We start from the raw sequence: 23395 nt of genomic DNA, 5'->3' as shown, positions 1-23395 counted from the left end.
CCTGAAGGAGAAGGCGAATGCCGAGCCTAAAGGCCCTTAAAAACCGGATCGTAAGCGTTAAGAACACGCGGAAGATCACCAAGGCGATGCAAATGGTCGCCGCTGCCAAACTGCGCCGTGCGCAAGAGGCAGCGGAAGCCGGTCGCCCCTATGCCGAGCGGATGAACGGGGTTATGGCCTCGCTCGCCGCTGGCGTGTCGGGTTCGGGAAGCGCTCCGCGTCTTCTCGCCGGCAATGGCAATGACCAGACCCACCTTTTGGTGGTGATGACAGCCGAGCGCGGTCTCTGCGGCGGCTTCAACTCTTCGATCGCCAAACTGGCCCGGCAGCGTGCTGCCGAGCTGGTGGCACAAGGCAAAACGGTCAAGATCCTGACCGTGGGCAAAAAAGGCCGCGAGCAGCTGCGTCGCGACTGGTCCCATGCCTTTGTTGGCCATGTCGATCTGAGCGAGGTGAAGCGCATAGGCTACGCCAATGCGGCGGCGATTGCCCGTCAGGTCACGGCTTCTTTCGAAGCGGGTGAAGCTGACGTGGTGACGATCTTCTACGCGCGGTTCCAATCGGTGATCAGCCAGATCCCGACCGCCCAGCAGATCATCCCCGCCAAATTCGAAGAGGCGGCTTCGACCAATGCGCTCTACGACTATGAGCCTTCGGAAGAAGCCATCCTTGCAGACCTGCTGCCGCGCAATGTCGCCACGCAGATCTTCACGGCTCTCCTCGAGAACGGCGCCTCGGAGCAAGGAGCGCGGATGTCCGCTATGGACAACGCCACCCGCAACGCCGGTGACATGATCAACAAGCTGACCGTCCAGTTCAACCGGACCCGTCAAGCGGCGATCACCACCGAACTCATCGAAATCATCGCGGGCGCTGAGGCGCTCTGACGAACCCGGAGATTTAAACTATGGCAAAAGCACCGAAAGCTGCCGCCGCCGCGGGTAAGGTTACCCAAGTTATCGGCGCAGTGGTTGACGTTCAATTCGAAGGCGAACTGCCGGCGATTCTGAACGCGATCGAAACCGACAACAACGGCAAGCCGCTGGTCATGGAAGTGGCTCAGCACCTTGGCGAGAACACCGTTCGCGCCGTGGCTATGGACGCGACCGAAGGTCTGGTTCGTGGCGCCCCGGTTCGTGACCTTGGCGCTCCGATCTCGGTTCCGGTGGGTAACGCCACCCTCGGCCGCATCCTGAACGTCATCGGCGAGCCGGTGGACGAGCAGGGCCCGGTCAAGACCGAAGCCCGTCGTGCGATCCACGCTCCGGCTCCGGACTTCGACCAGCAGTCGACCGCGACCGAGATCCTCGTGACCGGCATTAAGGTTATCGACCTGCTCGCACCCTACACCAAAGGCGGCAAAATCGGCCTCTTCGGTGGTGCAGGCGTGGGTAAAACCGTTCTCATCATGGAACTGATCAACAACATCGCGAAAGTGCACTCGGGTGTGTCCGTGTTCGCCGGTGTGGGTGAGCGGACCCGTGAAGGCAACGACCTTTACCACGAGATGATCGAATCGGGCGTTATCGTTCCCGACGATCTGGAAAAATCGAAAATCGCACTGGTTTACGGCCAAATGAACGAACCGCCGGGCGCGCGTATGCGTATTGCTCTGTCGGGTCTGACCATCGCCGAGCAGTTCCGTGACGACACCGGTTCGGACGTTTTGTTCTTCGTGGACAACATCTTCCGCTTCACCCAAGCCGGTTCGGAAGTGTCCGCACTTCTGGGTCGTATCCCGTCCGCAGTGGGCTACCAGCCGACGCTGGCAACCGACATGGGCGCGATGCAAGAACGCATTTCGTCGACCAAAAACGGCTCGATCACCTCGGTGCAAGCTGTTTACGTTCCGGCCGACGACTTGACCGACCCGGCACCTGCGACCTCGTTTGCTCACCTTGACGCGACCACGGTTCTTGACCGTGCGATCTCGGAAAAGGGCATCTATCCGGCTGTGGACCCGCTGGGTTCGACCTCGCGCCTGCTGGACCCGCTGGTCATCGGCGAAGAGCACTACACCGTGGCAACCTCGGTGCAGCGCATCTTGCAGAAATACAAATCGCTGCAAGACATCATCGCCATCCTTGGCATGGACGAGCTGTCGGAAGACGACAAGATCACCGTGGCCCGTGCCCGTAAGATCGAGCGTTTCCTGTCGCAGCCCTTCGACGTGGCAAAGGTCTTCACCGGCGCCGACGGCAAACAGGTTCCGCTGGAAAAAACCATCGCTTCGTTCAAAGCTGTGGTTGCTGGCGAATACGACCACCTGCCGGAAGCCGCTTTCTACATGGTTGGCGACATCGAAGAAGTGATTGCCAAGGCCCAAAAACTCGCCGCAGCAGCGGCATAAGGGGGACAGAATGGCAGGCACCCTGCAATTCGACCTCGTTTCTCCCGAACGGCGGCTTGCTTCCGTTCAGGCGAATGAGGTGCAGATCCCAGGCGCTGAGGGCGATCTGACGGCGATGGCGGGGCATGCCCCCACCATCACCACCCTGCGTCCCGGCATCCTGAAGGCGGTTTCGGCCGCCGGCACCAAAGCCTATGCCGTGACCGGCGGCTTTGCCGAAATCTCGGCAAGCTCGGTCTCGGTTCTGGCCGAACGTGCGGTCCCGGTGGAAGAGCTGAACGCGCAGCTGATGGATCAGCTGATCGCCGAAGCTTCGGACGTGTCGGGCATCGAGCCGGCCAATGCTGCCAAGATCCTGTCGGATCTTCAGGCGATGAAGGCCGCTGCTGGCTTCTAAGCCAGAAACGATTTGAAAAGGCCCCGCCGCGCGGGGCCTTTTTCATTTTTAGACCACCAAACTGCCGTCTTTGGGCAGTATGGCGGGGGAATGAGTGTGCATTTTTAAGGAATAAATTGCGATAGGGGACGGCGCATGAAGCGGATCGGCAGTGGAACTGGTGTCCTGCAAGGCTCTCGCGTGCTCTTTTCCGACTTCGCCGATGACGGGGTGATGTGGACCGGCAATGGCAACCGCGAATGCCGCTTCATGGTGACATTCAAGCCCGCGTTCCGGCAGGTGCCTGCGGTCACGGTGGGGATCTCGATGTGGGATATGGACCATAAGACCAATTCCCGCGCCGATATCTCGGCCGAGAATGTAACGGCGAGCGGCTTTCACATTGTGTTTCGCACTTGGGGCGACAGTCGGGTGGCGCGGGTGCGGGCCGATTGGATGGCGATCGGCGCGGTCAAAGATGACGACGATTGGGATGTCGCCTGAGCTTCAGCTGCGCAGTTCCGCCGGGGAAAACCGGCGTTTGACCCTTCCCTTTTCTGAAGCGGCGGCGCAATTTGCCGGCCATGACCAATATGCGCGAAAAATTCTGGGAAACTGTCCCGCTGAACAAGATGACCCCCGCTGAATGGGAGGCGCTGTGTGACGGCTGCGGCAAGTGCTGTCTGAATAAGCTTGAGTTCGAGGATGATGGCGAGGTTGCCTATACCTCGGTCGCCTGCCGGCTTTTTGATGATGCGACCTGCCGGTGCGGGGATTATGCCAACCGGCGGCAATTCGTGCCAGAATGCGTGTTCCTGACGCCGAAGACGCTGGCGAAATCCGCCTATTGGATGCCCGCAACCTGCGCCTATAAGCTGTTGTATCAAGGCAAGACTTTGCCCGATTGGCACCCATTGGTGACCGGCGATCCTGAAAGCACACATAGCTCGGGCAATTCAGTGCGGGGGCAGACGGTCTCGGAGCTGACGGTGCCGGAAGACGATTGGGAAGACTATATTATCGAGGAGACGCCCTGATGTTTTTCGCATCCGACAACAGCTCGGGTGCTGCGCCCGAAATCATGGCGGCAGTGCTGCGCGCCAATGACGGGTCGCAGCGCAGCTATGGTGGCGATGATCTGATGGCGCGGGTGACGGCTCAGGTCCGCGCGCTTTTTGAGGCACCGGAGGCGGCGGTCTATCTGGTGGCGACGGGGACGGCGGCCAATGCTTTGTCGATCGCGCTGACTTGCCCGCCTTGGGGCGCGGTCTTCTGCCACCAAAAGGCCCATGTGGCTGAGGATGAGTGCAACGCGCCCGAGTTCTTTGCCGGTGGGGCGAAGCTTCTTTTGGTGGACGGCGCGGAGGGCAAAATTGATCCTGCCGCCTTGCAGGTGCAGCTTGACCGGATTGGCGCCGGCGGGGTGCATTCGCTGCAAAGCGGGATGATGACGCTGACCAATATCACCGAAGCAGGGACGCTTTACACGCCTGCCGAGATTGCGGCGTTGACCGCTTTGGCCAAGGCCAAGGGGCTGCCCTGTCATCTTGATGGTGCGCGATTTGCCAATGCTTTAGTGGCGAGCGGAGCCACTCCGGCCGAGATGACTTGGAAGGCCGGGATCGATATTCTGTCCTTCGGTGGCACCAAGAATGGCTGCCTTGGGGTTGAAGCGGTGGTGATCTTCGATCCCGCTAAGGCCTTTGAGTTTGAGATCCGCCGCAAGCGGGCGGGGCATCTTTTCTCGAAGCACCGGTTCCTCTCGGCCCAGTTTGACGCCTATCTGGAAGACGGACTCTGGTTGCGCTTGGCGGGTCAAGCCAATGCGATGGGGCAGCGTTTGGCATCGGGGCTGTTCAGCGGCAATGACGCGGTCTCGGTTCATCCGGTGCCAGCCAATTTGATGTTCGCCGATTGGAGCCGTGGCACCTCCGTAAGGCTGCAAGCCAAAGGCGCGCAGTTCTACAGCCGTGCCGGGGCCGAGGGCCGTGAGCGCGCCCGGCTTGTCACCAGCTGGGCAACCAGTGCTGAAGAGGTGGATGCCTTCCTGTCCGCCTATGCCGCGCAGCTGTGAAAAACGCTGAGTTCTAAAGACTAAGCCGCGATCTTTCTCAAAAGATTGCGGCTTAGCTTTTCGCCAGATGGGTTTGGACCAGAGCAGCCAGCGCTTTGGCATGGGTGAGGGGCAGCATATGCCCAGCATCGTCAATCTTGGCGCGGGTCAGCGGCGTGATGCGTTGGGCAAGGGCGTCATGGATGGCGCCGACGATGGCAGGGCTTTTGCCGCCTTCGACCAGCAAAACCGGCACCTTAAGGCTCTCAAGCCCTTCGGGGCGCAGAAGATGCGCATTGTCATCCACTAAGCCGGGATTGGCGGCGGGGATCAGATGGATCCGCTCGGTGATATAGCGCCGGGGGCGTTCGGGCAGATCGGCAAGGGCCTCTCCCGTGCCCCATTCGGCGTGGAAACTGGCGGCGGCGGCCTCTCGGTCTGCGGCAATCGCCTGCGCAAGGTTAAGCTGCGAGGCGGCCATCTGCGCGAAGGACTGCGTCGCCCTTGCTGCCGCGAAAAGCACAGGCTCCACCAGCACCAGCGCGCGCACGAGCCCGGGGTTCTCCAAGGCAATGCGCAGGGCCAGAGTGCCGCCAAAGCTGTGGCCGAAGAGGTCGATCGGACCGTCCTTGGCCAAGTCGTGGGCATGGGCCAGCGCTTCGGCCGTGGCCTGCTGGTGCAAGTCCTGCACCCCGTCCCAATCCCTATTGCGGCCATGACCGGGATGATCGGGGGCGGTCAGCGTGACGCCTTGCAAGTTTTGCGCCAAGTCGGCCCAAGCGCCGCCATGCGCCAGCGCGCAATGCAAAGCCAAGATCGGACGCGGACCCGAACCCCATTTGCGGGCGGGTGAGCGATCTGCAGGGGCGGGCGAGGGCGACATGAGCGAAACCTTGCGATTGGCAAGGGCGAGATAGCCCCAGCCTGTGTCGCCAACAAGCCATTCTGCCTTAATAACGACCCTCCAAGCGGGTTTTACGCTCCGTCCCCCTATGCCTAAGGTAAAGTGGGTGCTATCCCGCGCCCATCGATTCCGCTGCCCTTCGGAGACAATCCATGCCCGCCATCACCGAGCCGAAGCTGATTTCCGGCAATGCCAACCTCAGCCTCGCCAAATCCATCGCGCGCCGCATGTCGATGCACCGCGGCATGAGCGTCAATCTTGTTGATGCGCGGATCGAGCGGTTCAACGATCAAGAGATCTTCGTCGAGGTCTTCGAGAATGTCCGCGGCGAGGACATGTATGTGATCCAGCCGACCTCGAACCCGTCGAATGACAATTTGATGGAGCTTCTGATTATGACCGACGCTTTGCGCCGGTCCTCGGCCAGCCGGATCACCGCCGTGATCCCCTATTTCGGCTATGCCCGCCAAGACCGCCGCGCCAAAGCCCGCACCCCGATCAGCGCCAAGCTTGTGGCCAACCTGATCGAGACCGCAGGCGTCGACCGCGTGCTGACGCTGGACCTGCATGCCGCCCAGATCCAAGGCTTCTTCGATATCCCCGTGGATAACCTCTACGCGAGCCCGGTTTTCGCTTTGGACATCGAGCATCACTTCAAAGGCCAGATGGATGACATCATGGTCATCTCGCCCGACGTGGGCGGTGTGGCCCGCGCGCGTGAGTTGGCCAAACGGATCAACGCCCCGCTGGCCATCGTTGATAAGCGCCGTGAGCGCGCGGGTGAGATCGCCGAGATGATCGTGATCGGCAATGTCACCGGCAAGAAATGTATCATTGTGGACGACATCTGCGACACCGCTGGCACGCTGTGCAAAGCCGCCGAGACGCTGATGGAGGCGGGGGCCACCGAGGTGCACTCCTACATCACCCACGGCGTGCTCTCGGGCCCGGCCATTGAGCGGGTGTCGAAATCGGTGATGAAATCGCTGGTGATCACTGATTCGATCGAGCAAGGCGACAAGCTTCTCGGCGCGCCGAATATCCGCGTGGTGCCGACCGCGCCGATGTTTGCCCAAGCGATCCTGAACATCTGGGGCGGCATGTCGGTTTCGAGCCTCTTTGAGACCGAGACCCTGACCCCGATCTACGAAGGCTTCTACCCGCGCGGCTAAGCCTTTCGCGGTGGTCGCAAACTGGTTTGCGCCACAGATCTTATTGGGATGACAAAGGCCGGGCAGATCTTGCCCGGCCTTTGTGGCTTTATCGGCAAGGGCATTCGTGAAAGAGCCTGAAATGGCAGAATTTTTGCCCTTTGACTGCCATATTGCCCATCGAAATTGACGGCGATACGCGGGGTTGAGGGCAAGATGACAGCACAATCACAATCGGCGCCCCTGCAGGGCAGGGGCCTTGACGGCGCGGCCTTCCTACCGGGCGAGCGGATCTTGCTGGGGTATATCCTTGTCTTGATGCTTGGCACTTTGGCTTTGGTCTGGGGGCTTGGGCGCGATGTGGATTGGGCCGGCTTCGCGCCCGGTGTTGCGGCAGCTTTTGGCATGGTGGCGATTGGTGGCTATGCCCGCGCGCGTGCCAAGGCGCCAAGGCTGGCGGCAGGGGCGATTGGCGTCGGCGCTTTCATGGCGATCAGCGCTTTGTCGGCGATCTTCATCTTCGCGCTTTTCCCCCTTCATAACCCATTGATCGACCTGCAACTTATGCGAATTGATGCAGTTTTGGGCTATGATTGGGCGGGCTTTGTCACTGCGCTTTCCGCCTATCCGGCCTTGGTGCGGCCCTTGGCTTGGCTTTATCACAGCTCTTTACCGCAGATCCTTGGGCTCGTGGTGATACTGGCTGTGCAGCGGCGCGAGGTGCAGATGCAAAGGCTGTTGCTGTCGGGCTGTCTTGCCTTGGTGGTCACCACCGCAATCTGGTGGCTTTGGCCTTCGATCGGCCCGTCGGGATTTGCACAGATCCCCACCGTGATCAGCCAAAGCATCGGGCTTTTGACCAGTCCCGAGGTGGGGGCCGCGCTGTTGCATTTGGCCCAAGCAGGCCCCGGCGTGATCCGCCCCGAGGTGGTGACGGGCGTGGTGGCTTTCCCGTCTTATCATATCGTTATGGCACTCATGGTGGCGGTCTACGCGCGCGGAACCTGGTATTTTCCGCTGGCTCTGATCGCGGCTGTGCTGATGGTGCCGACGACCCTGTCGCATGGCGGACATCATCTGGTGGACCTGATCGCTGGGGCGCTGGTCTTCACGCTTGCAGCATGGGTGGCGCGTCGGTTGGTGCCGGATGCGGCGGCTTAGTCGGTCAAGATCTGCCGCGCTTGGGCGCAATCGGCGTTCATCTGGGTGATCAAAGCGTCAAGACCATCGAATTTCATCTCGGGGCGCAGGTAGTCGACCAGCGCGACCGAGAGGTGGTGGCCGTAAAGATCGCCTTTGAAATCCAAGAGATAGGTCTCGATGTTTGGCACTTCGCCGTCAAACATCGGCCGCACGCCAAGGCTGGCGGCGCCAAGGTAGCTGCCCTGCTGCGGGCCGCTGAGCACATCCACGCGGGCGGCATAGACGCCGAATTTCGGCAGATGCAGCCCGGTCAGGGCCATATTGGCGGTGGGAAAGCCAAGCTCACGGCCGCGCTTTTCGCCGTGGATCACCTCGCCTTCAATGCGATGCAGATGCCCCAGCATGGCGGCGGCGTCGCGCGGGCGGCCCTCGGACAAAGCGCGGCGGATCGCGGTCGAGGAGACCTCGTGGCCTTCGATGGCGATCAGCGGGGCGATGGTGGTCTCAAAGCCCAAGCGGTCTCCCAAGGCTTTGAGATCATTCGCAGTTCCGGCACGGCCAGCGCCAAAGCAGAAGTCGGCACCGACCACGATATGGCGGATGCCCAGCCCTTCAGCCAGCACGCGGGCGGCGAAATCTTCGGGCGTCAAAGCCGCGAGGGCGCGGTTGAATTGAATTTGAAAGAGGTGGTCCACGCCAAGTTTGGCCAGCCGATTGGCGCGGGATTCGGCGTTCATCAGGCGGAAAGCCGGGCCTTCTGGAGTGAAGACTTGGCGGGGGTGCGGCTCAAAGGTGATGACGCCCAAAGGGCCTTTGCCGCGCGCCAGATCAATGACGGATTGATGGCCGAGATGCACGCCATCAAAATTGCCCATCGCCACGGAAGCCCCACGGGCGGCCGGGGCAAGCCATTGCCAGTCTTGATGAATTTGCATCCTGCCTGCGCGTCCCATGCCTTGGCGGCGGGGGCTTGGGCCCCTAGCCGATCTTGCGCGAGGGGGCCAACACCACCGCCTCGCCCTTCAGAACCACGGTTTGACCGACTGAAGCGATGGTTTCAAGGGTCACACGGCGTTTTGCGAGATCAAGCTCAAGCACGGTGACGGTGGCGGTGACCGTAGCGCCGGGGCGAACAGGGGCAATAAACCTAAGGTTTTGGCTAAGGTAGATGGTGCCATGCCCGGGAAGCTGCTCGCCGATCACGGCTGAGATCAGGCCAGCGGTCAACACACCATGCGCGATGCGGCCCTTGAAGAAGGTCTCTTTGGCGTAGGAATCGTCAAGGTGGACTGGGTTGCAGTCACCAGTCGCCTCGGCAAAAAGCTCGATATCCCGGTCACTTACGACCTTGGAGAGCGAGCGGGACAGGCCGGGGGTGATGTCCTCGATATAGATCGTGCCGCGCGGCGGGGTTTGAGCGTTGTCGAGCATCATGGCGAATCCCTAAAAGTCTTAGGGCTTTTAGCAGATGCTGCGGCGCAGAACAAATCCATTAAGCAATAATCGGATGAATTGTTGCCTTGTGCGGCAATTATATTGCTGGCGTCAGCGCAGGTGGCCGATGGCATAGCTGGGCGCAAGCTGGCGCTCATCGAGCCATGCCTGAAGCAAGTCCTTGTTTGGATTGGAGGAATCCGTGCCAAAGGCCAAAGTGTCGATGCCTCCGGTGACGAAAAGCGTGTCGAGCCCCTCTTGCACGCCGCCGAGCACGTCGGTGTTCACGCCATCGCCGATGCAGAGGATGCGGCATTCGTCAGAGCGCAATGCCGCAAGGCGGCGGCGGGCGAGGTCGTAGATCGGCGGGTGCGGTTTGCCGAAATAAAGCGCGGTACCGCCCATTTCCTCATAATCGCGGGCCAGTGCGCCCGCACACCAAAGCCGCTTGTCGCCCATATCCACCACGATATCGGGGTTCGCGCAAAGCATTGGCAGGCCTAGCGTTTTTCCCAAAAGAAGCTGGGCGCGGTAGTCTTCTGGGGTCTCTACCAAATCGTTAATCAGGCCGGTGCAGATGATGCCTTCGGCGTCTTTGAGGGCCACACGCTCGATGGCGGGTTGGCTGGCGGCATAGGCCTGCAAATCCTCGGCGAAATCGTTGAAGAATGTCTCATCCTTCGGCGCGCCGATGTGGTGGATGCGGCGACCGACGCCACCCGAGAGCATACCATATTGCGCCGCATCGCCCGAGGTGGCGATGTCGTCCCACGCATCGCGCGGCACACCCATTGCGTCCAACTGCTTGATAACGCTGGGCTTTGGGCGCGGCGAATTGGTCAGCAGCATCACGATCCCGCCTTGGGCGCGGAAGGCTTGCAGCGCCGCAACGGCAGCGGGGAAGGGGGTTTTGCCATCATGCAGGCAGCCCCAGAGATCGCAGAACACCGCATCATAACGGGGGGCCACATCGGCCAGCGAAGCGATGATCTCGGTCATGGGGAACTCCTGAGGCGCGGCGGGCGCCAAAACAATGGTATGGATGACGTATGGCTTACGTCTGGCAGAGGTATGGCTTTGCGCCATACCTCTGGCCAAGGGCCGATCAGAGCTTCAGCGCGGGGATGATCTGCTTTTTGCGGCTCATCACGCCGGGCAGCACCACGGTGTCGCCGGAGACGGTGACGCCGAAGGAGGCCTCGGCCAGTTGCTTCACCAGATCGTTCGGGACGAGGAGTGTCGCCTCTTCGCGCAGGATGTCGACGACGAAGAGCAGCACTTGGTCAGCACTGTCTTCCTTGGCGACGCCTTCCATCGAGGCCATCAGGCTGGCCTTGCGGTCCAGTACCAGCTTCGGCGCGGTGGTCTCCAAGACCGAGACACGCAGTTCTTTGCCGTCGACGTTATACTCTTTGCTGTCCATGCGCAGAAGCTCGGCATCCGAGAAGGCCGAGATGTCGGATTTGGCTTCGAACATCGCGGTGGCGAGATCGCCCAAGTTGATGCCGAGATCGGCGGCCAGTTTCTCGGCCACGGCCTTGTCATGTGCGGTGGTGGTCGGGCTGCGGAATTCCAGCGTGTCCGACAGGATGCAGGAGAGCATCGCGCCTTTGATGCCGCGCGGGGCTTTCGCCAGATCGTCACCGATCAGGTCATGCATGATGGTGGCGGTGCAGGCCAGCGGGCGGATGGTGATGTCGATCGGGGTCTTGGTTTTCAGACCGCCCACCAGCATGTGGTGGTCGATGATCGCCAGCAGCTTGGCCTCATTGATCGAGGCGGGCAACTCGGCCGGGTTGTTGGTGTCGACAACGACGACTTGGTCGTCTGCGGTCACATCCGAGATGATCTCGGGCTTCGGGAGATCCCAATGCTTCAGCACGAAAGCGGCTTCGGTGTTGGGCTCGCCCAAGAGCACCGCTTTGGCCGGGGTGCCCAGCACGTCATTCAGATACCACGCCCAGATGATCGGCGAACCGGTGGAATCGGTGTCGGGGGATTTGTGGCCAAAAACCTTGATCGTCATCGCGGTATCCTTGCGGCAAATGTTTCGCGCGCCTTATAGACAGCGCGCGCGCCCTTGTCACGAAGGCTGGCAAGGCGCTTTGGCGCGTCGCCGCGTTATTCAGCCCATTCCGGATCGCCGGTGAAGACCACGGTAAGCCAGCGATGCGCGCTGTCGCCGCCGATCTCGGTGCCGATTTCGTCGCGCAACGCGTCCCATGCGGTGATCGGGCGCGGCGGCATCTCGGGCGGGACGATGAAGTAAAGCTCGATCTGGCGGGCGCGGCCGACGCGGGCGACATAGGCGCGGTAGCTGAGAAAGCCGTGTTTGGCGGCAAAGCGGCTGGCGATCTCGTCAATCTCGCTGCGCATGGCGGGCGGGGCGGCTAGGAGCACATCCGAGAGCGCTTGGCGGATCGTGGCGATCGGCAGCGGGATGATCAAAAGGCAGACCAGCGCCAGCACGGCGGGGTCGATATAGGGCTGAAGCCATTCGTGCCGGGTGCCTTGCAGCAGATAGCCGATGCAGAAGGCGATCAGCAAAGCGGCGGTGATGCTGGAGGACATGATCCAGCCCTTCACATCCAGCGCCAAAAAGTCGGATTTGATCCGGCGGTTGGCGCGGGTCTCGGCCACGGCGATGGTGATGCAAAGGGCCACGGTGGCGGCGGCATAGGCGATGGCCCAGCCAAATTCCAGCTCGCGCCCGCCTTGCAAGAGGCTGCCGACCGAGGTGATCAGCGCATAGACGGCAACGCCGATCAGCAAGGTGCCGTTGAGGAGGAGGACCATCGGTTCGAGGTGCCAAAACCCCATGGAAAACCGAGCGCGCAGTTTCGGCGAGAGATTGGTGGCGGTGGCAAAATTGGTGATGAGATTGACCACAAGCAGCGACAGCAAGCTCATGCTGGCATCGGTCAGCGAATAGACCCCGTCGAAGATGATGGCGAAGGAGCCAGAGATAAGGCCGAAGCCGATGCCGAGAAGGGCGACAAGCACGGTGACCGCGACGGAGAGGCGCAAGACGCCCTTTTCATCGGAAAGGTTGAAGAAAGTTGCTGCCATGGCCGTCCTATTTGCTTGCTTGCCCCCTCAACGCCGGGGGCGGTGATTGGGTTGCAATCTGAAGGCGGGAAGTTGCGCGGGGCATGGCGGTTAAACAGGCGCTAAGACGAAGGGCGGCGCAGGGATGCGCCGCCCCTTTTGCATGGAGCCGGGGGGGCCTTACGGGGCCGGGGCGATTTCGGTCAGCGTCCAGCCGTTGCGCTCTAGCAGGTTCAAGACGCCCTCTTCGCCCGAAAGATGCAGCGCGCCGAAGGCGACGACTGTAGAGCCTTTGCCGGCGGCCTCTTCGATCACCGGAATCCAAGCTTGGTTGCGGCGGATCATCAACGCCTCTTCCATCAGGGCCATATCCTCATCGACTTGGGCCTTGGTGAACCCGGGGATGTCGTAGGAGAGGTGGCGCATCAGCTCCCATGTCAGGCGGTTTTCACCGGCAAAATAGCCTTCGGCCAAGGTCCAGGAGAGATCGGCGATCTTCGGTTCAAACGAAAGGGTTTGTTCGATCATCGCCAGCTGGTCTTCGCTGCTGAAGAGCTCGAAGACGGCAAAGAGCGTGTCATAGGGTTCCAGCGCCTGCACCTTGGTGCCAGCGGCATCGGCAACGCTTTGCAGGCGATGGTCAAGCCCGTTCGGCGTCAGCATCAGCTCCATCGCGCAAGGCGGAATAGCGAGGAGCAGCGACAGATACCAAGGACGCATTTTGGCGGCCATGATCGGCGGGATGCCCCGCGTCTCAGCGGCTGTGGCAAGACGCTCCCAGATCTCGGGCGAGAGTTGGCTGTTGAGCGGCGGGCCATCGGTGATCACCATCAGCGAGGGGTCGCGGCCGATATGGTCTTGCAGCGCCTTTTCCTCTTCAGGTCCGGCCTCGAGCAACAAGAGGTCGGCGGCCTCAACCAGCGGGGCGAATTGTTCCACGATGGCATCGTGGCGCGGATCATCCAGGTGATAGGTGCCAATCACCGTCAGGCTTTGATCGCCCTTGGTGGCTTGCCAGAAATTGCCCGTGGCATAGGGGACCGCCTTGGCCTTTGCGTCAAGCTCAGCGCGGGTGTCGCTGGGCAACTGATCCAAGAGGTTCGTGCCGGTGCAAGCGGCGGAAACTGGGGCGGCGGCAAGCGCCAAAAAGCCAAGCGTGACAAAGGCTGAGCGGATATTGACCATGATACCTCCTACCAAGGTGGGAAGGATTGCACCCTTGGCCGGGAAGGGGAAGCAAGTTGCGCTCACGCGCCCGTAAATTTCCGGTCAGGAGAGAGTTGACTCGTGGCAAAGCGCTGCCTAAGTCTTCGTTCGTTAGCACTTACCCCTAGTGAGTGCTAAACGATTTAACCTGGAACCCAAGGGAGAGTTACCAGATGGCTTTTACACCGCTGCATGACCGCGTGCTGGTCCGTCGCGTCCAAGGTGAAGAAAAAACCAAGGGCGGCCTGATCATCCCCGATACCGCCAAAGAAAAGCCCGCTGAAGGCGAAGTCGTCTCGGTTGGCGCTGGCGCGCGCAAGGACTCGGGCGAGCTGATCGCACCTTCGGTCAAAGCTGGCGACCGTGTTCTGTTCGGCAAATGGTCGGGCACCGAAGTGACGCTGGACGGCGAAGAGCTGCTGATCATGAAAGAAAGCGACATCCTCGGCATCATCGCCTGAGACGCTTCTTTTGACCCGGATGGATCCCGGATCCGTCCCGTCCGCAACTGAATTTTCGAGGAGTCTGCACAATGGCTGCAAAAGACGTACGTTTCGAAGCCGATGCCCGCGCCCGCATGCTGCGTGGCGTCAACACCCTGGCAAATGCTGTCAAAACCACGCTCGGCCCGAAAGGCCGTAACGTTGTCATCGACAAGTCCTTCGGCGCACCGCGCATCACCAAGGACGGCGTGACCGTTGCCAAAGAAATCGAGCTGGAAGACAAGTTCGAGAACATGGGCGCGCAGCTGGTGAAAGAAGTCGCCGCTCGCACCAATGACGAAGCTGGCGACGGCACCACCACCGCCACCGTTCTCGCTCAAGCCATCATCCAAGAAGGCCTGAAGTCGGTTGCAGCTGGCCTGAACCCGATGGACCTGAAGCGCGGCATCGACCTGGCGACCTCGAAGGTCATCGAAGCTGTGAAAGCTGCGTCGCGCCCGGTCAATGGCACCGAAGAAGTGGCTCAAGTCGGCACCATCTCGGCCAACGGCGAAGCGCAAATCGGCAAAATCATTGCTGAAGCGATGCAAAAAGTTGGCAACGAAGGCGTGATCACCGTCGAAGAAAACAAAGGTCTGGAGACCGATGTTGACGTCGTCGAAGGCATGCAATTCGACCGCGGCTACCTGTCGCCCTACTTCGTCACCAACCCCGACAAAATGATCGCGGATCTGGAAGACGCCTTCATCCTGCTGCACGAGAAAAAACTCTCGTCGCTGCAGCCGATGGTTCCGCTGTTGGAAGCCGTCATCCAATCGCAGCGCCCGCTCGTCATCATCGCTGAAGACGTTGAAGGCGAAGCACTGGCGACCCTCGTGGTCAACAAGCTGCGTGGCGGTCTGAAAATCGCTGCTGTCAAAGCTCCGGGCTTCGGCGATCGCCGCAAGGCCATGCTGCAAGACATCGCGATCCTGACCGGCGGCCAAGTCATCTCCGATGACCTCGGCATGAAGCTGGAGAATGTCGGCATCGACATGCTGGGCCGCGCCAAAAAGGTCACCATCAACAAAGACAACACCACCATCGTTGATGGCTCGGGCGACAAGGCCGAGATCGAAGCACGCGTTTCGCAAATCCGCGCTCAGATCGAAGAAACCTCGTCGGACTACGACCGTGAGAAACTGCAAGAGCGCGTGGCCAAACTGGCTGGCGGCGTTGCAGTCATCAAAGTCGGCGGCATGACCGAAGTTGAAGTCAAAGAGCGCAAAGACCGCGTTGATGACGCTCTGAACGCAACCCGTGCAGCTGTCCAAGAAGGCATCGTTGTCGGCGGTGGCGTGGCTCTGGTTCAAGCGACCAAAGTTCTGGAAGGCCTGAAAGGCGCGAACTCGGACCAAGACGTTGGCATCGCGATCATCCGTCGCGCGCTGGAAGCGCCGCTGCGTCAGATCGCTGAGAACTCGGGCGTTGACGGTGCAGTTGTTGCCGGCAAGATCCGTGAATCCTCCTCGACCTCGTTCGGCTTCAACGCTCAGACCGAAGAATATGGCGACATGTTCGCCTTCGGCGTGATCGACCCGGCGAAAGTCACCCGCACCGCGCTGGAAAACGCGGCTTCGGTTGGCTCGCTCTTGATCACCACTGAAGCGATGATCGCTGACAAGCCGGCTGATAAAGCAGCTGCTCCGGCAATGCCGGGCGGCGGCATGGGCGGCATGGATTTCTGATCCATCCCCTATGGGTTACGGAAAAGGGCGGTCTTCGGACCGCCCTTTTTCTTTGCGGTGGGGTTTGGGTTGCTGTGGGCGGCGGGCTGCGGCTAGGTATGGGCTTGGATGTTTTGCCCAAGCCTCTTTCCCTGCGCCGCTTCTTTCTGAGCTGTATTTTCGCCCCGTCGATTGGAGTTTTCGCAATGCTCTTGCTGATCGCGCCTGCGCCGCTTTTGCAGATTGAACCGGGGCGCTGGGCGCTTGAGGAGAAATTCGCCTCGGGCATGAAGCTGCATTGCGAGGCTTGGCCGGGCAAGGTGCGGGTGCTTTTGCGCCGGCCTGTGGGGTTTCAGGCCGGTGATAGCCTGCCCGACACCGAAGGGTGGTTTGAGCTGGCGTTGATGGAGCCGGGACAACCGCCTGAACCGGCGCATTTGCGCGGTGCCAGCGTGATCTGCGCCTCGGCCGATATGCATGAGCTTTATGGCCTGCCGGCGCTGATTGAGCGACCGGCGCAAAAGCTGGTCTATGCGGTGGAATATCCGCTGGAGACGCAGCTGCAGATCCTGCGCTTGGACCGCCAGATGGGTGTTTTGCGCAAGCTGCGATCGGCGGTGTGGCATCTGGGGCAAGAGCGGCGGCGGCGGCAGGCGTTTCGCGTGGCAGATGGGGTGCAGGCCAATGGCTGGCCTGCGGCAGAGAGTTACGGCGGGCTGAACGCCAATCTCTTGATGTATCTCGACGGGCGGATGACGGCGGATCTTTTCGCCACGCCCGAGGATATGGCGACGCGGGCCGAGCGGCTGCGCAGCGGCGCGCCTTTGCGCATTGTGCATTCCGGGCGGCTGGAGCCTCTCAAGGGCGCGCAGGATCTTTTGCCCTTTGCTCGGGCCTTGCGGGCGCTGGGGGTGGATTTCACGCTGGATATTTACGGCGATGGTTCCTTGGCCGAGGGCGTGCGGCAGGGGCTTGCGGATCCGGGGCTGCAAGGGCGGGTGCGGCTCCATAGGCCGGTGCCGTTTCGCAGCGGGTTGGTGCCGATCTTGCGACGCGAGGCGGATTTGTTCTTGTCCTGTCACCGTCAGTCCGATCCGTCCTGCAGCTATATTGAGGCGATGGGCTGCGGCCTGCCGGTTGGGGGGTATGACAATCGGATGTGGCGCGGGCTGCTGGGGGAATCGGGCGCGGGGCTGCTGGTGCCGATGGGGCGCTACGCGGCTTTGGCGGCAGGGATTGCGGGCTGGGACCGCGACCGTGAGGATCTGATCGCCAAGGCCTCAGCGGCTTTGACCTATGCGCAAGCGCATGGATTTGAACAGGAATTTGGCTTGCGTATGCAGCAGTTGCGCGCGCTTAAGGCAGGCTGATCGCCACGACTTCCAGCGTCAAATCGCCCGCGGGGCGCTTCCAGACCACCTCATCTCCGACCTGCGCGCCCAGAAGCGCGCGGGCAAGCGGGGAATGCGGCGCGATGCGGCCAAGGTTGGCATCCGCCTCATCCTCGCCGGTGATCTCATAGCTGCTTTCGCGACCCTCTTCGTCGCAGACGGTAACACGCAGGCCGAAGGCCACCTCTTGCAGGCTTTGTGCCGCCGGATCGACCAGAATGGCCGATTTGAGCCGGGCCTCAAGCCAGCGGATGTCACGCTCGGCCGCGGCTTCGGGCAGCTTATCGAGCCGCTCAGCGCGGGCTTTCAGCGCCGCAAGATCGGCGACCCGGGTGGCGAGCCTTGCCTGCAGATCGGCCAGCCCGCGCGGCGTCACATAATTTGGCCGGGTCGACAGCGGCAGCTCGGGCAGGTCCGGGCGGTCGGCCCCGGCGTCCTCATTCACGAAGGCACGGCTCATAAGATCATTTCTTCCAAAGGGTCGTAGAGGCAGTCTTTGCCCCAAGCGGCCTCGATCAAATAGTCGGGTTTGAAACGGATTTTCCCGAGCGCGAGCTCGGCAAGCGACACAAAGCGGCGGCGGGTGACCACGCCTTCGGGGTCTTTCCAGCTGTCGTCGAGCTGGCCTTCGATAAGGGTGCAGCGGAAGAAAAGGTCGATCTGGTGAAAGCCCGAGTCGGGGTGGTGAAATTCATTGATCAGCGCAGGGGCCCCGACGCTGATGCGCAGGCCTGTTTCTTCATAGACCTCGCGGGCAAGGTTCTCGGGCAGGCTTACGCCGCCTTCACAGCCGCCGCCGGGCGCGCACCAAAGGTTCGACTTTGCGTCATCGGGGAAAGCGTTGACGAGTAAAAGCCGTTGGTCTTGATCGAGGATCAGGGCGCGGACGGCGATGCGGGGCTTTTGACGTATCTTTCTCATAGTGACGTAAGGTTGCGCCGCGTGCGGGCGGTTGTCCAGCCGCGAGGCGGCATTAGGCAATCATACCTAGGTGCGGGAAGCTGACTTGCATTGGGCGTTGGCTTTGGCATGATCGGCGGATGCGCAAAGCCCGCTCCGACAATTCTGCCTCTGTCTCACCTGAGGCCAAGTCCCGCATGAATGCGCCTTCTGAGCAGGTGCTTTTGGTGCATGGGCTGGCGCGCAGCCCGCGGTCTTTGCTGGCGATGGAGCTTGCTTTGCGGGCAGCGGGCTTCTCGGTCGTCAATATGGGCTATCCTTCGACCAAGGCGCCGCCGCAGGAACTGGTCGAAGGGCTGATTGCGGGGCTTGAGCGGGCGGCTGAAGGTGGGTCGGCTGAAGGTGGGGCGGGGCGGGTCACCCATATCGTCACCCATTCGATGGGCGGGATATTGGTGCGCGATTGGCTGTCGCGCCGACAACCGGCGGGTTTGGGGCGGGTGGTGATGCTGGCACCGCCCAACCACGGCTCGGAGCTGGTGGATGCGATGGGCTCGTGGCGGGCGTTTCAGGTTATGAATGGACCGGCGGGGATGGCTTTGGGGACGGGGCCGGAGAGCTGGCCGAACCGGCTGCCAGCGGCGAATTTCCCCTTGGGGGTGATTGCCGGGACCACGACGGTATCGCCTTGGTTTTCCTATATTTTGCCGGGGGCGAATGACGGCAAGGTGACGGTGGCAAGCACCAAGGTCGCGGGGATGGCGGATCACATCACCTTGCCGGTGAGCCATACTTGGATGGTGATGAACCCCCAAGTGGTGCGGCAAACGGTGCATTTCCTGCGCAATGGGCGTTTTTGGCGGGGGAAGTGAGGGGGGCCTCATGGCTCTTGGCCTTTCGCTCACCGCGCCGCGTTTCTCTTCCTTTTGGTCGGGTGCCCTAGCACCCGGCTAGCGCCCGCCCCGCCCCCTTCATATTATTGGAGCGGGCGCTTCTCGCGCCCACCCGGGCCGGGCGCTGGCCTCTGTTTGGAAACGCAAACAGCACCCGCTGGGGGCGCTGTTGAGGTCGTGGTGAGGGAGGCTTAGCCCTTCACGATCCGGTTGATATGGCCCATTTTGCGGCCGGGGCGGGCTTCGCCTTTGCCGTAGAGATGCACGGCAACGTTGCGCTCGCGCAAGAGCGCGGGCACGCGGTCCATGTCGTCACCGATCAGGTTCTCCATCACCACATCGGCGTAGCGGGTGCCGTCGCCCAAGGGCAGACCAGCCACGGCGCGGATGTGTTGTTCAAACTGATCGACGGTGCAGCCTTGTTGGGTCCAGTGGCCCGAGTTGTGCACGCGCGGGGCGATCTCATTGACCAGAAGGCCCGCGCGGGTGACGAAGAGTTCAACCCCCATCACGCCGACATAATCCAAAGAATTGAGGATCTTAGCGGCCAGCAGCACGGCGTCTGAACGCTGCGAGGGCGTCAGGCGTGCCGGCACGGTGGTGGTGCGCAGGATGCCTTCGCTATGCACATTCTCGCCCGGATCAAAGGCCGAGACCGAACCGTCCAAGCCGCGTGCGGCGATGATCGAGACCTCCCGCTCAAAGGCCACAAAGCCTTCAAGCACGGAAGCGGCACCGCGCATCGCGGCCCAAGCCTCGGGGATCTGATCGGGGCTGGTCAGTTTGAACTGGCCCTTGCCGTCATAGCCCAGACGCGTGGTCTTCAAGATCGCGGGCAGGCCCAGTTTTTCCACCGCAGCGCGAAGGTCATCTTCGCTGTCCACCTGCGCCCAAGGCGCGGTTTGCAACCCTAGATCGTTGAGATAGCTCTTCTCAGCAATCCGGTCTTGGCTGACGGCCAAAGTGCGGCGATTGGGGCGGATCGGCTTCAGGCTTTCAAGGATATCCAGCGCCGAGGTTGGAATGTTTTCAAACTCATAGGTGATGACATCGACCGAAGCCGCAAAGGCGCGCAGGGCGGCCTCATCGCTATAGGGCGCGGTGGTCACCTGATGCGCCACATCTGCGGCAGGGGCGGCGCCCGGCTCGAAGATATGGGTGCGATAGCCCAGACGGCTGGCGGCAACCGAGAGCATGCGGCCCAATTGGCCACCGCCCAGAATGCCAATGGTCGCGCCTGCGGGCAGTTCAGTCATCTTGCGGTTCCTCGGGGATGGAAGCGGAAAGCGCGTCGCGCCAAGCGTCAAGCCGGGCGCCAAGGTCGGGGTCCGACACGGCAAGGATGCCCGCCGCCATCAGACCGGCATTTGCCGCACCGGGCGCGCCGATCGCCATAGTGGCAACGGGGAAGCCTTTGGGCATTTGCAGGATCGAATAAAGGCTGTCGACGCCGGACAGAGCCTTGGTCAAAACCGGCACACCGATCACCGGCACTCGGGTTTTCGAGGCCATCATGCCGGGCAAATGCGCCGCACCGCCGGCCCCGGCGATAATCACCTTCAGCCCGCGCGATACTGCCGATTTGCCGTAATCCCACAGCCGATCTGGCGTGCGATGCGCCGAGACGATCTTGGTCTCGTAAGCGATGCCAAGCTGATCGAGGATCAGCGCAGCCTCTTTCATCGTGGCCCAGTCTGACTGGGACCCCATGATGATGCCAACGGGTGGGGTCATGCGTGCCTCCGCGCCTTTGTTGGCCTTGCGCTTATACTGCGGGGGCGCGCGGGGCAAGGCGGCAGGGGGCTGCCTCAGCTGCGCGGCCTATAATTTGGGCAGCCGTACGGAGTGGGGTCAGGCGATGATATCGGGGATCAAGTCATCCTCGATCCGGGCGATCTGATCTTTCAGCGCCAGCTTTTGTTTTTTCAGCCGCCGCAGGGTCAATTGATCGGCGCGGGCCTGTTCGGCCAAAGCGGCAATCGCCTCATCTAGATCGCGATGCTCGCGGCGGAGCACATCCAGCCGCACACGCAACATCTCATCGGCACTCATCTCAGATGGGGCAATCATGGTAACTATAGACGGTCCTTTGGCATCGGGCTGTCTTCTTATAGCGCGGAACGGGGCGGGGGCGGAAAGAATCTGCGGCAGATTGCGCAGATTTGCCGCAGCGGCGGGGAGAGGCGGCGCGGGGGCTTGCGGGCGCGGGGTCTGCGCCCCATATTTGGAGGGAAGCCGGTGCCCGAATGCGGGGCTGCGCTTCGGCATGTCGCTTGGACCAAGGACAGACCGATGACGAAACTAACCTTTGGGGCGCACCCCTATCTCTTGGGCTTTGAGCAGCTGGAACGGCTGGTCGAGCGCACCGCGAAATCCGGCGGTGAGGGCTATCCGCCCTATAATATCGAAGCGGTCAGCGATCAGGCCTATCGCATCACTCTGGCCGTGGCCGGTTTCCGTGAGGAAGACCTTGCGATCACGGTCGAGGATAAGCAGCTGGTGATCCGGGGCCGTCAGGCCGATGACATCGGCGAGCGCGTCTTCCTGCATCGCGGCATTGCCGCCCGCGCCTTCCAACGCAGCTTTGTGCTGGCCGATGGCGTCGAAGTGGCAGGGGCTTCGATGGAGCACGGGCTTTTGAATATCGATCTGCGGCGGCATGTGGCCGAATCCGTGGTCCAGACCATCCGTATTGGTAAAGGAGGCGAGAAATGAACACTCCCTTTGACGCATTGCCCGAGGGCAAAGCCCGTATCGTCTATGTCCGCCCGGTGCAGGTGGCTGACCTGCCTGAAGAGGTGCGTGAGCAGATTGCGGGCAAGGATGTGGTCTATTCCGTGCATGGTCAGGATGGTGAGCAGCTGGCCTTGGTCGCGGACCGGATGCTGGCGTTTCACCTCGCCCGCGCGCATGATTTCGCGCCGGTGAGCGTGCATTAAGCTTTCCGGTAATCGGATATGAGAACGGCGGCGCAGAGGGGATCTGCGCCGCCGTTTTGTTTTTCTGGGGGGCTTAGAGGCCGGTGGTCTCGTCAAGGCCCAGCATCAGGTTGAGGTTTTGCACGGCAGCCCCCGAGGCACCTTTGCCAAGGTTGTCGAGGACCGCGATCAAGGCGGTGGCGCCGGTCTGCGGGTTGCCTTGCACCGAAAGCTCCAGCCGGTTGGTGCCGTTCAGGGCTTGCGGGTTGACGCGGGGCTGGTGTGCTTCGGCTTCCACAATGGCAATGAAGGCGCTGGCGGCGTAATGATCGCGCAGGGCTTCGGCGGCGCGGGCTTGCTCCTTCGGCGAGAGGGTCAGTTGTACCGCCACCGCCATGCCTTGAGCATATTGGCCGACCGAGGGCACGAAGACCGGAGGTTTCGACAGGCGGCCATAGGCCACGATCTCGGGCAGGTGTTTGTGGCTTTGGGTGGCGCCATAAAGGAAGCTGCCTTGGGCAGTGCCCGCTTCGAACTCTTCGATCATCGATTTGCCGCCGCCCGAATAGCCCGAGACGCCGGAGATGGCGATATCGGCATCGGCCGCGATCACGCCGGCATCGACCAGCGGGCGCAAAAGCGCGATGGCGCTGGTGGACCAGCAGCCGGGGTTCGAGACGCGGGCGGCTGAGGCCACGGCTTCGCGCTGGCCGGGGGCAAGCTCGGGCAGGCCGAAGGTCCAAGCCGGATGGATGCGGTGTGCGGTCGAGGCATCGATGATGCGGGCCGAGACGCCTTGGGCGTCGCAGGCGGCGACGATTTCCTCAGCCGCCGGGTCGGGCAGGCAGAGGATGCCGACATCGGCCTCGGCAAAGGCGGCGACGCGGGCGTTTACGTCTTTGCGCAAGGAAGGATCGACGCGGATCAGCTGGATGTCCGCGCGGCGCTCGAGACGCTCACGGATTTGCAAGCCGGTCGTGCCGACATCCCCGTCGATGAACACCTTATGCGTCATGGCAAATCTCCGCGCTAAAACATGCGGCAGGGATATAACCCTGCCGCCACCGCTTGCAATGGCAAACGCCCGAGGTTTCCCCCGGGCGCGCTTTGGTTAAAGGCTGAAGAAAGGCTTAGCCTTTGATCAGGCCCATCGATTCCAGCTTCAAGATCACTTGATGCGCGCAGTGATCGACATCGACATTCTCGGTATTGACCACCAACTCGGCATGGGTCGGGGCCTCGTAAGGGTCGGAGATGCCGGTGAACTCTTTGATCTTGCCTTCGCGGGCGAGCTTGTAAAGGCCCTTGCGGTCGCGGCGCTCGCATTCCTCGATCGAGGTGGCGACATGCACTTCGACGAAAGCGCCGAAGGATTCGATCATCTCACGCACGGCGCGGCGGGTCGCGGTATAGGGTGCGATCGGCGCGCAGATCGCGATGCCGCCGTTCTTGGTGATCTCGGAGGCGACATAGCCGATC

28 protein-coding genes are annotated in these 23395 nt (G+C 61.7%); 14 read left to right on the top strand and 14 right to left on the bottom strand.

Annotated elements, in window-relative coordinates; all coding sequences use genetic code 11:
- Positions 1–17: 17 nt before the first annotated feature.
- From Q9295_RS13510 to Q9295_RS13485, 6 genes are all read left to right on the top strand, one after another.
- On the top strand, positions 18–887 hold the full coding sequence (locus Q9295_RS13510; protein ID WP_306681097.1) for a F0F1 ATP synthase subunit gamma: 870 nt from the start codon (positions 18–20) through the stop codon (positions 885–887).
- A 20-nt stretch (positions 888–907) separates the two neighbouring features.
- Complete coding sequence (gene atpD / locus Q9295_RS13505) at positions 908–2350, top strand: F0F1 ATP synthase subunit beta (protein WP_306681096.1); 1443 nt, start codon at positions 908–910, stop codon at positions 2348–2350.
- Between the two features lie 10 nt (positions 2351–2360).
- Positions 2361–2747 carry a F0F1 ATP synthase subunit epsilon gene (locus Q9295_RS13500; protein ID WP_306681095.1) on the top strand — a complete coding sequence of 129 codons (387 nt, stop codon included), beginning with the start codon at positions 2361–2363 and terminating at the stop codon, positions 2745–2747.
- Positions 2748–2882: 135 nt separating this feature from the next.
- Positions 2883–3230: an H-type lectin domain-containing protein gene (locus Q9295_RS13495; RefSeq protein WP_306681094.1), complete on the top strand. Its 348-nt coding sequence runs from the start codon at positions 2883–2885 to the stop codon at positions 3228–3230.
- Positions 3231–3310: 80 nt separating this feature from the next.
- Positions 3311–3763: a YcgN family cysteine cluster protein gene (locus Q9295_RS13490; RefSeq protein WP_306681093.1), complete on the top strand. Its 453-nt coding sequence runs from the start codon at positions 3311–3313 to the stop codon at positions 3761–3763.
- Complete coding sequence (locus Q9295_RS13485; protein ID WP_306681092.1) at positions 3763–4800, top strand: threonine aldolase family protein; 1038 nt, start codon at positions 3763–3765, stop codon at positions 4798–4800. Before Q9295_RS13490 ends, Q9295_RS13485 begins: the two co-directional genes overlap by 1 nt.
- Positions 4801–4852: 52 nt before the next feature.
- On the opposite strand, the gene Q9295_RS13480 is transcribed toward Q9295_RS13485, so the two are convergent.
- The gene (locus Q9295_RS13480) at positions 4853–5662 is read right to left on the bottom strand and encodes an alpha/beta fold hydrolase (protein WP_306681091.1); all 810 of its coding nucleotides are present in this window, start codon (positions 5660–5662) and stop codon (positions 4853–4855) included.
- Positions 5663–5835: 173 nt separating this feature from the next.
- On the opposite strand from Q9295_RS13480, the gene Q9295_RS13475 reads away from it, so the two are divergent.
- Complete coding sequence (locus Q9295_RS13475) at positions 5836–6855, top strand: ribose-phosphate pyrophosphokinase (protein WP_306681090.1); 1020 nt, start codon at positions 5836–5838, stop codon at positions 6853–6855.
- A gap of 195 nt (positions 6856–7050) precedes the next feature.
- A complete protein-coding gene (locus Q9295_RS13470) occupies positions 7051–7995 on the top strand; it encodes a phosphatase PAP2 family protein (protein WP_306681089.1) in 945 nt (314 codons plus the stop codon).
- On the opposite strand, the gene Q9295_RS13465 is transcribed toward Q9295_RS13470, so the two are convergent.
- The 6 genes from Q9295_RS13465 to Q9295_RS13440 form a co-directional block, all read right to left on the bottom strand.
- A complete protein-coding gene (locus tag Q9295_RS13465) occupies positions 7992–8912 on the bottom strand; it encodes a bifunctional riboflavin kinase/FAD synthetase (RefSeq protein ID WP_306681088.1) in 921 nt (306 codons plus the stop codon). The genes Q9295_RS13470 and Q9295_RS13465 overlap by 4 nt on opposite strands.
- A gap of 43 nt (positions 8913–8955) precedes the next feature.
- On the bottom strand, positions 8956–9408 hold the full coding sequence (locus tag Q9295_RS13460; RefSeq protein WP_306681227.1) for a MaoC family dehydratase: 453 nt from the start codon (positions 9406–9408) through the stop codon (positions 8956–8958).
- Between the two features lie 114 nt (positions 9409–9522).
- Positions 9523–10410: a TIGR01459 family HAD-type hydrolase gene (locus Q9295_RS13455; protein ID WP_306681087.1), complete on the bottom strand. Its 888-nt coding sequence runs from the start codon at positions 10408–10410 to the stop codon at positions 9523–9525.
- Positions 10411–10516: 106 nt separating this feature from the next.
- Positions 10517–11437 carry a manganese-dependent inorganic pyrophosphatase gene (locus tag Q9295_RS13450; RefSeq protein WP_306681086.1) on the bottom strand — a complete coding sequence of 307 codons (921 nt, stop codon included), beginning with the start codon at positions 11435–11437 and terminating at the stop codon, positions 10517–10519.
- Between the two features lie 95 nt (positions 11438–11532).
- Entirely contained in the window at positions 11533–12480 is a 948-nt protein-coding gene (locus Q9295_RS13445; RefSeq protein ID WP_306681085.1) for a cation diffusion facilitator family transporter, read from the bottom strand.
- 159 nt (positions 12481–12639) lie between these two features.
- On the bottom strand, positions 12640–13644 hold the full coding sequence (locus Q9295_RS13440) for a TraB/GumN family protein (RefSeq protein ID WP_306681084.1): 1005 nt from the start codon (positions 13642–13644) through the stop codon (positions 12640–12642).
- Between the two features lie 194 nt (positions 13645–13838).
- On the opposite strand from Q9295_RS13440, the gene Q9295_RS13435 reads away from it, so the two are divergent.
- The 3 genes from Q9295_RS13435 (at position 13839) to Q9295_RS13425 (ending at position 17184) form a co-directional block, all read left to right on the top strand.
- Complete coding sequence (locus Q9295_RS13435) at positions 13839–14126, top strand: co-chaperone GroES (protein WP_306681083.1); 288 nt, start codon at positions 13839–13841, stop codon at positions 14124–14126.
- Positions 14127–14197: 71 nt separating this feature from the next.
- On the top strand, positions 14198–15835 hold the full coding sequence (groL, locus tag Q9295_RS13430; RefSeq protein ID WP_306681082.1) for a chaperonin GroEL: 1638 nt from the start codon (positions 14198–14200) through the stop codon (positions 15833–15835).
- A 185-nt stretch (positions 15836–16020) separates the two neighbouring features.
- Positions 16021–17184: a glycosyltransferase gene (locus Q9295_RS13425; protein ID WP_306681081.1), complete on the top strand. Its 1164-nt coding sequence runs from the start codon at positions 16021–16023 to the stop codon at positions 17182–17184.
- On the opposite strand, the gene Q9295_RS13420 is transcribed toward Q9295_RS13425, so the two are convergent.
- Positions 17171–17665 carry a GreA/GreB family elongation factor gene (locus Q9295_RS13420; protein WP_306681080.1) on the bottom strand — a complete coding sequence of 165 codons (495 nt, stop codon included), beginning with the start codon at positions 17663–17665 and terminating at the stop codon, positions 17171–17173. The two genes, Q9295_RS13425 and Q9295_RS13420, sit on opposite strands and share 14 nt — an antisense overlap.
- A complete protein-coding gene (locus tag Q9295_RS13415) occupies positions 17662–18126 on the bottom strand; it encodes an NUDIX domain-containing protein (protein ID WP_306681079.1) in 465 nt (154 codons plus the stop codon). The genes Q9295_RS13420 and Q9295_RS13415 overlap by 4 nt, the downstream gene beginning before the upstream one ends.
- Positions 18127–18245: 119 nt before the next feature.
- Here Q9295_RS13415 and Q9295_RS13410 point away from each other — a divergent pair, with 119 nt between their 5' ends.
- A complete protein-coding gene (locus tag Q9295_RS13410; protein WP_306681078.1) occupies positions 18246–18977 on the top strand; it encodes an esterase/lipase family protein in 732 nt (243 codons plus the stop codon).
- Positions 18978–19189: 212 nt separating this feature from the next.
- Here Q9295_RS13410 and Q9295_RS13405 read toward each other — a convergent pair whose 3' ends face one another.
- From Q9295_RS13405 to Q9295_RS13395, 3 genes are all read right to left on the bottom strand, one after another.
- Positions 19190–20254: a 5-(carboxyamino)imidazole ribonucleotide synthase gene (locus Q9295_RS13405; protein WP_306681077.1), complete on the bottom strand. Its 1065-nt coding sequence runs from the start codon at positions 20252–20254 to the stop codon at positions 19190–19192.
- Complete coding sequence (gene purE, locus Q9295_RS13400) at positions 20247–20732, bottom strand: 5-(carboxyamino)imidazole ribonucleotide mutase (RefSeq protein WP_306681076.1); 486 nt, start codon at positions 20730–20732, stop codon at positions 20247–20249. The genes Q9295_RS13405 and purE overlap by 8 nt, the downstream gene beginning before the upstream one ends.
- A 117-nt stretch (positions 20733–20849) precedes the next feature.
- On the bottom strand, positions 20850–21068 hold the full coding sequence (locus Q9295_RS13395) for a YdcH family protein (protein WP_306681075.1): 219 nt from the start codon (positions 21066–21068) through the stop codon (positions 20850–20852).
- A 222-nt stretch (positions 21069–21290) separates the two neighbouring features.
- On the opposite strand from Q9295_RS13395, the gene Q9295_RS13390 reads away from it, so the two are divergent.
- Entirely contained in the window at positions 21291–21713 is a 423-nt protein-coding gene (locus Q9295_RS13390; RefSeq protein ID WP_306681074.1) for an Hsp20 family protein, read from the top strand.
- Positions 21710–21937: a DUF1150 family protein gene (locus Q9295_RS13385; RefSeq protein WP_306681073.1), complete on the top strand. Its 228-nt coding sequence runs from the start codon at positions 21710–21712 to the stop codon at positions 21935–21937. Before Q9295_RS13390 ends, Q9295_RS13385 begins: the two co-directional genes overlap by 4 nt.
- A 73-nt stretch (positions 21938–22010) precedes the next feature.
- Here Q9295_RS13385 and argC read toward each other — a convergent pair whose 3' ends face one another.
- Complete coding sequence (gene argC / locus Q9295_RS13380; protein ID WP_306681072.1) at positions 22011–22931, bottom strand: N-acetyl-gamma-glutamyl-phosphate reductase; 921 nt, start codon at positions 22929–22931, stop codon at positions 22011–22013.
- A gap of 115 nt (positions 22932–23046) precedes the next feature.
- On the bottom strand, positions 23047–23395 hold a 349-nt coding region (locus Q9295_RS13375; RefSeq protein ID WP_306681070.1), incomplete at its 5' end, for an adenylyl-sulfate kinase.

Source organism: Pseudogemmobacter lacusdianii, assembly GCF_030848395.1.
In the GTDB taxonomy this organism is placed as follows: domain Bacteria; phylum Pseudomonadota; class Alphaproteobacteria; order Rhodobacterales; family Rhodobacteraceae; genus Pseudogemmobacter; species Pseudogemmobacter lacusdianii.
This window is presented reverse-complemented; position numbering and strand designations above follow the sequence as displayed.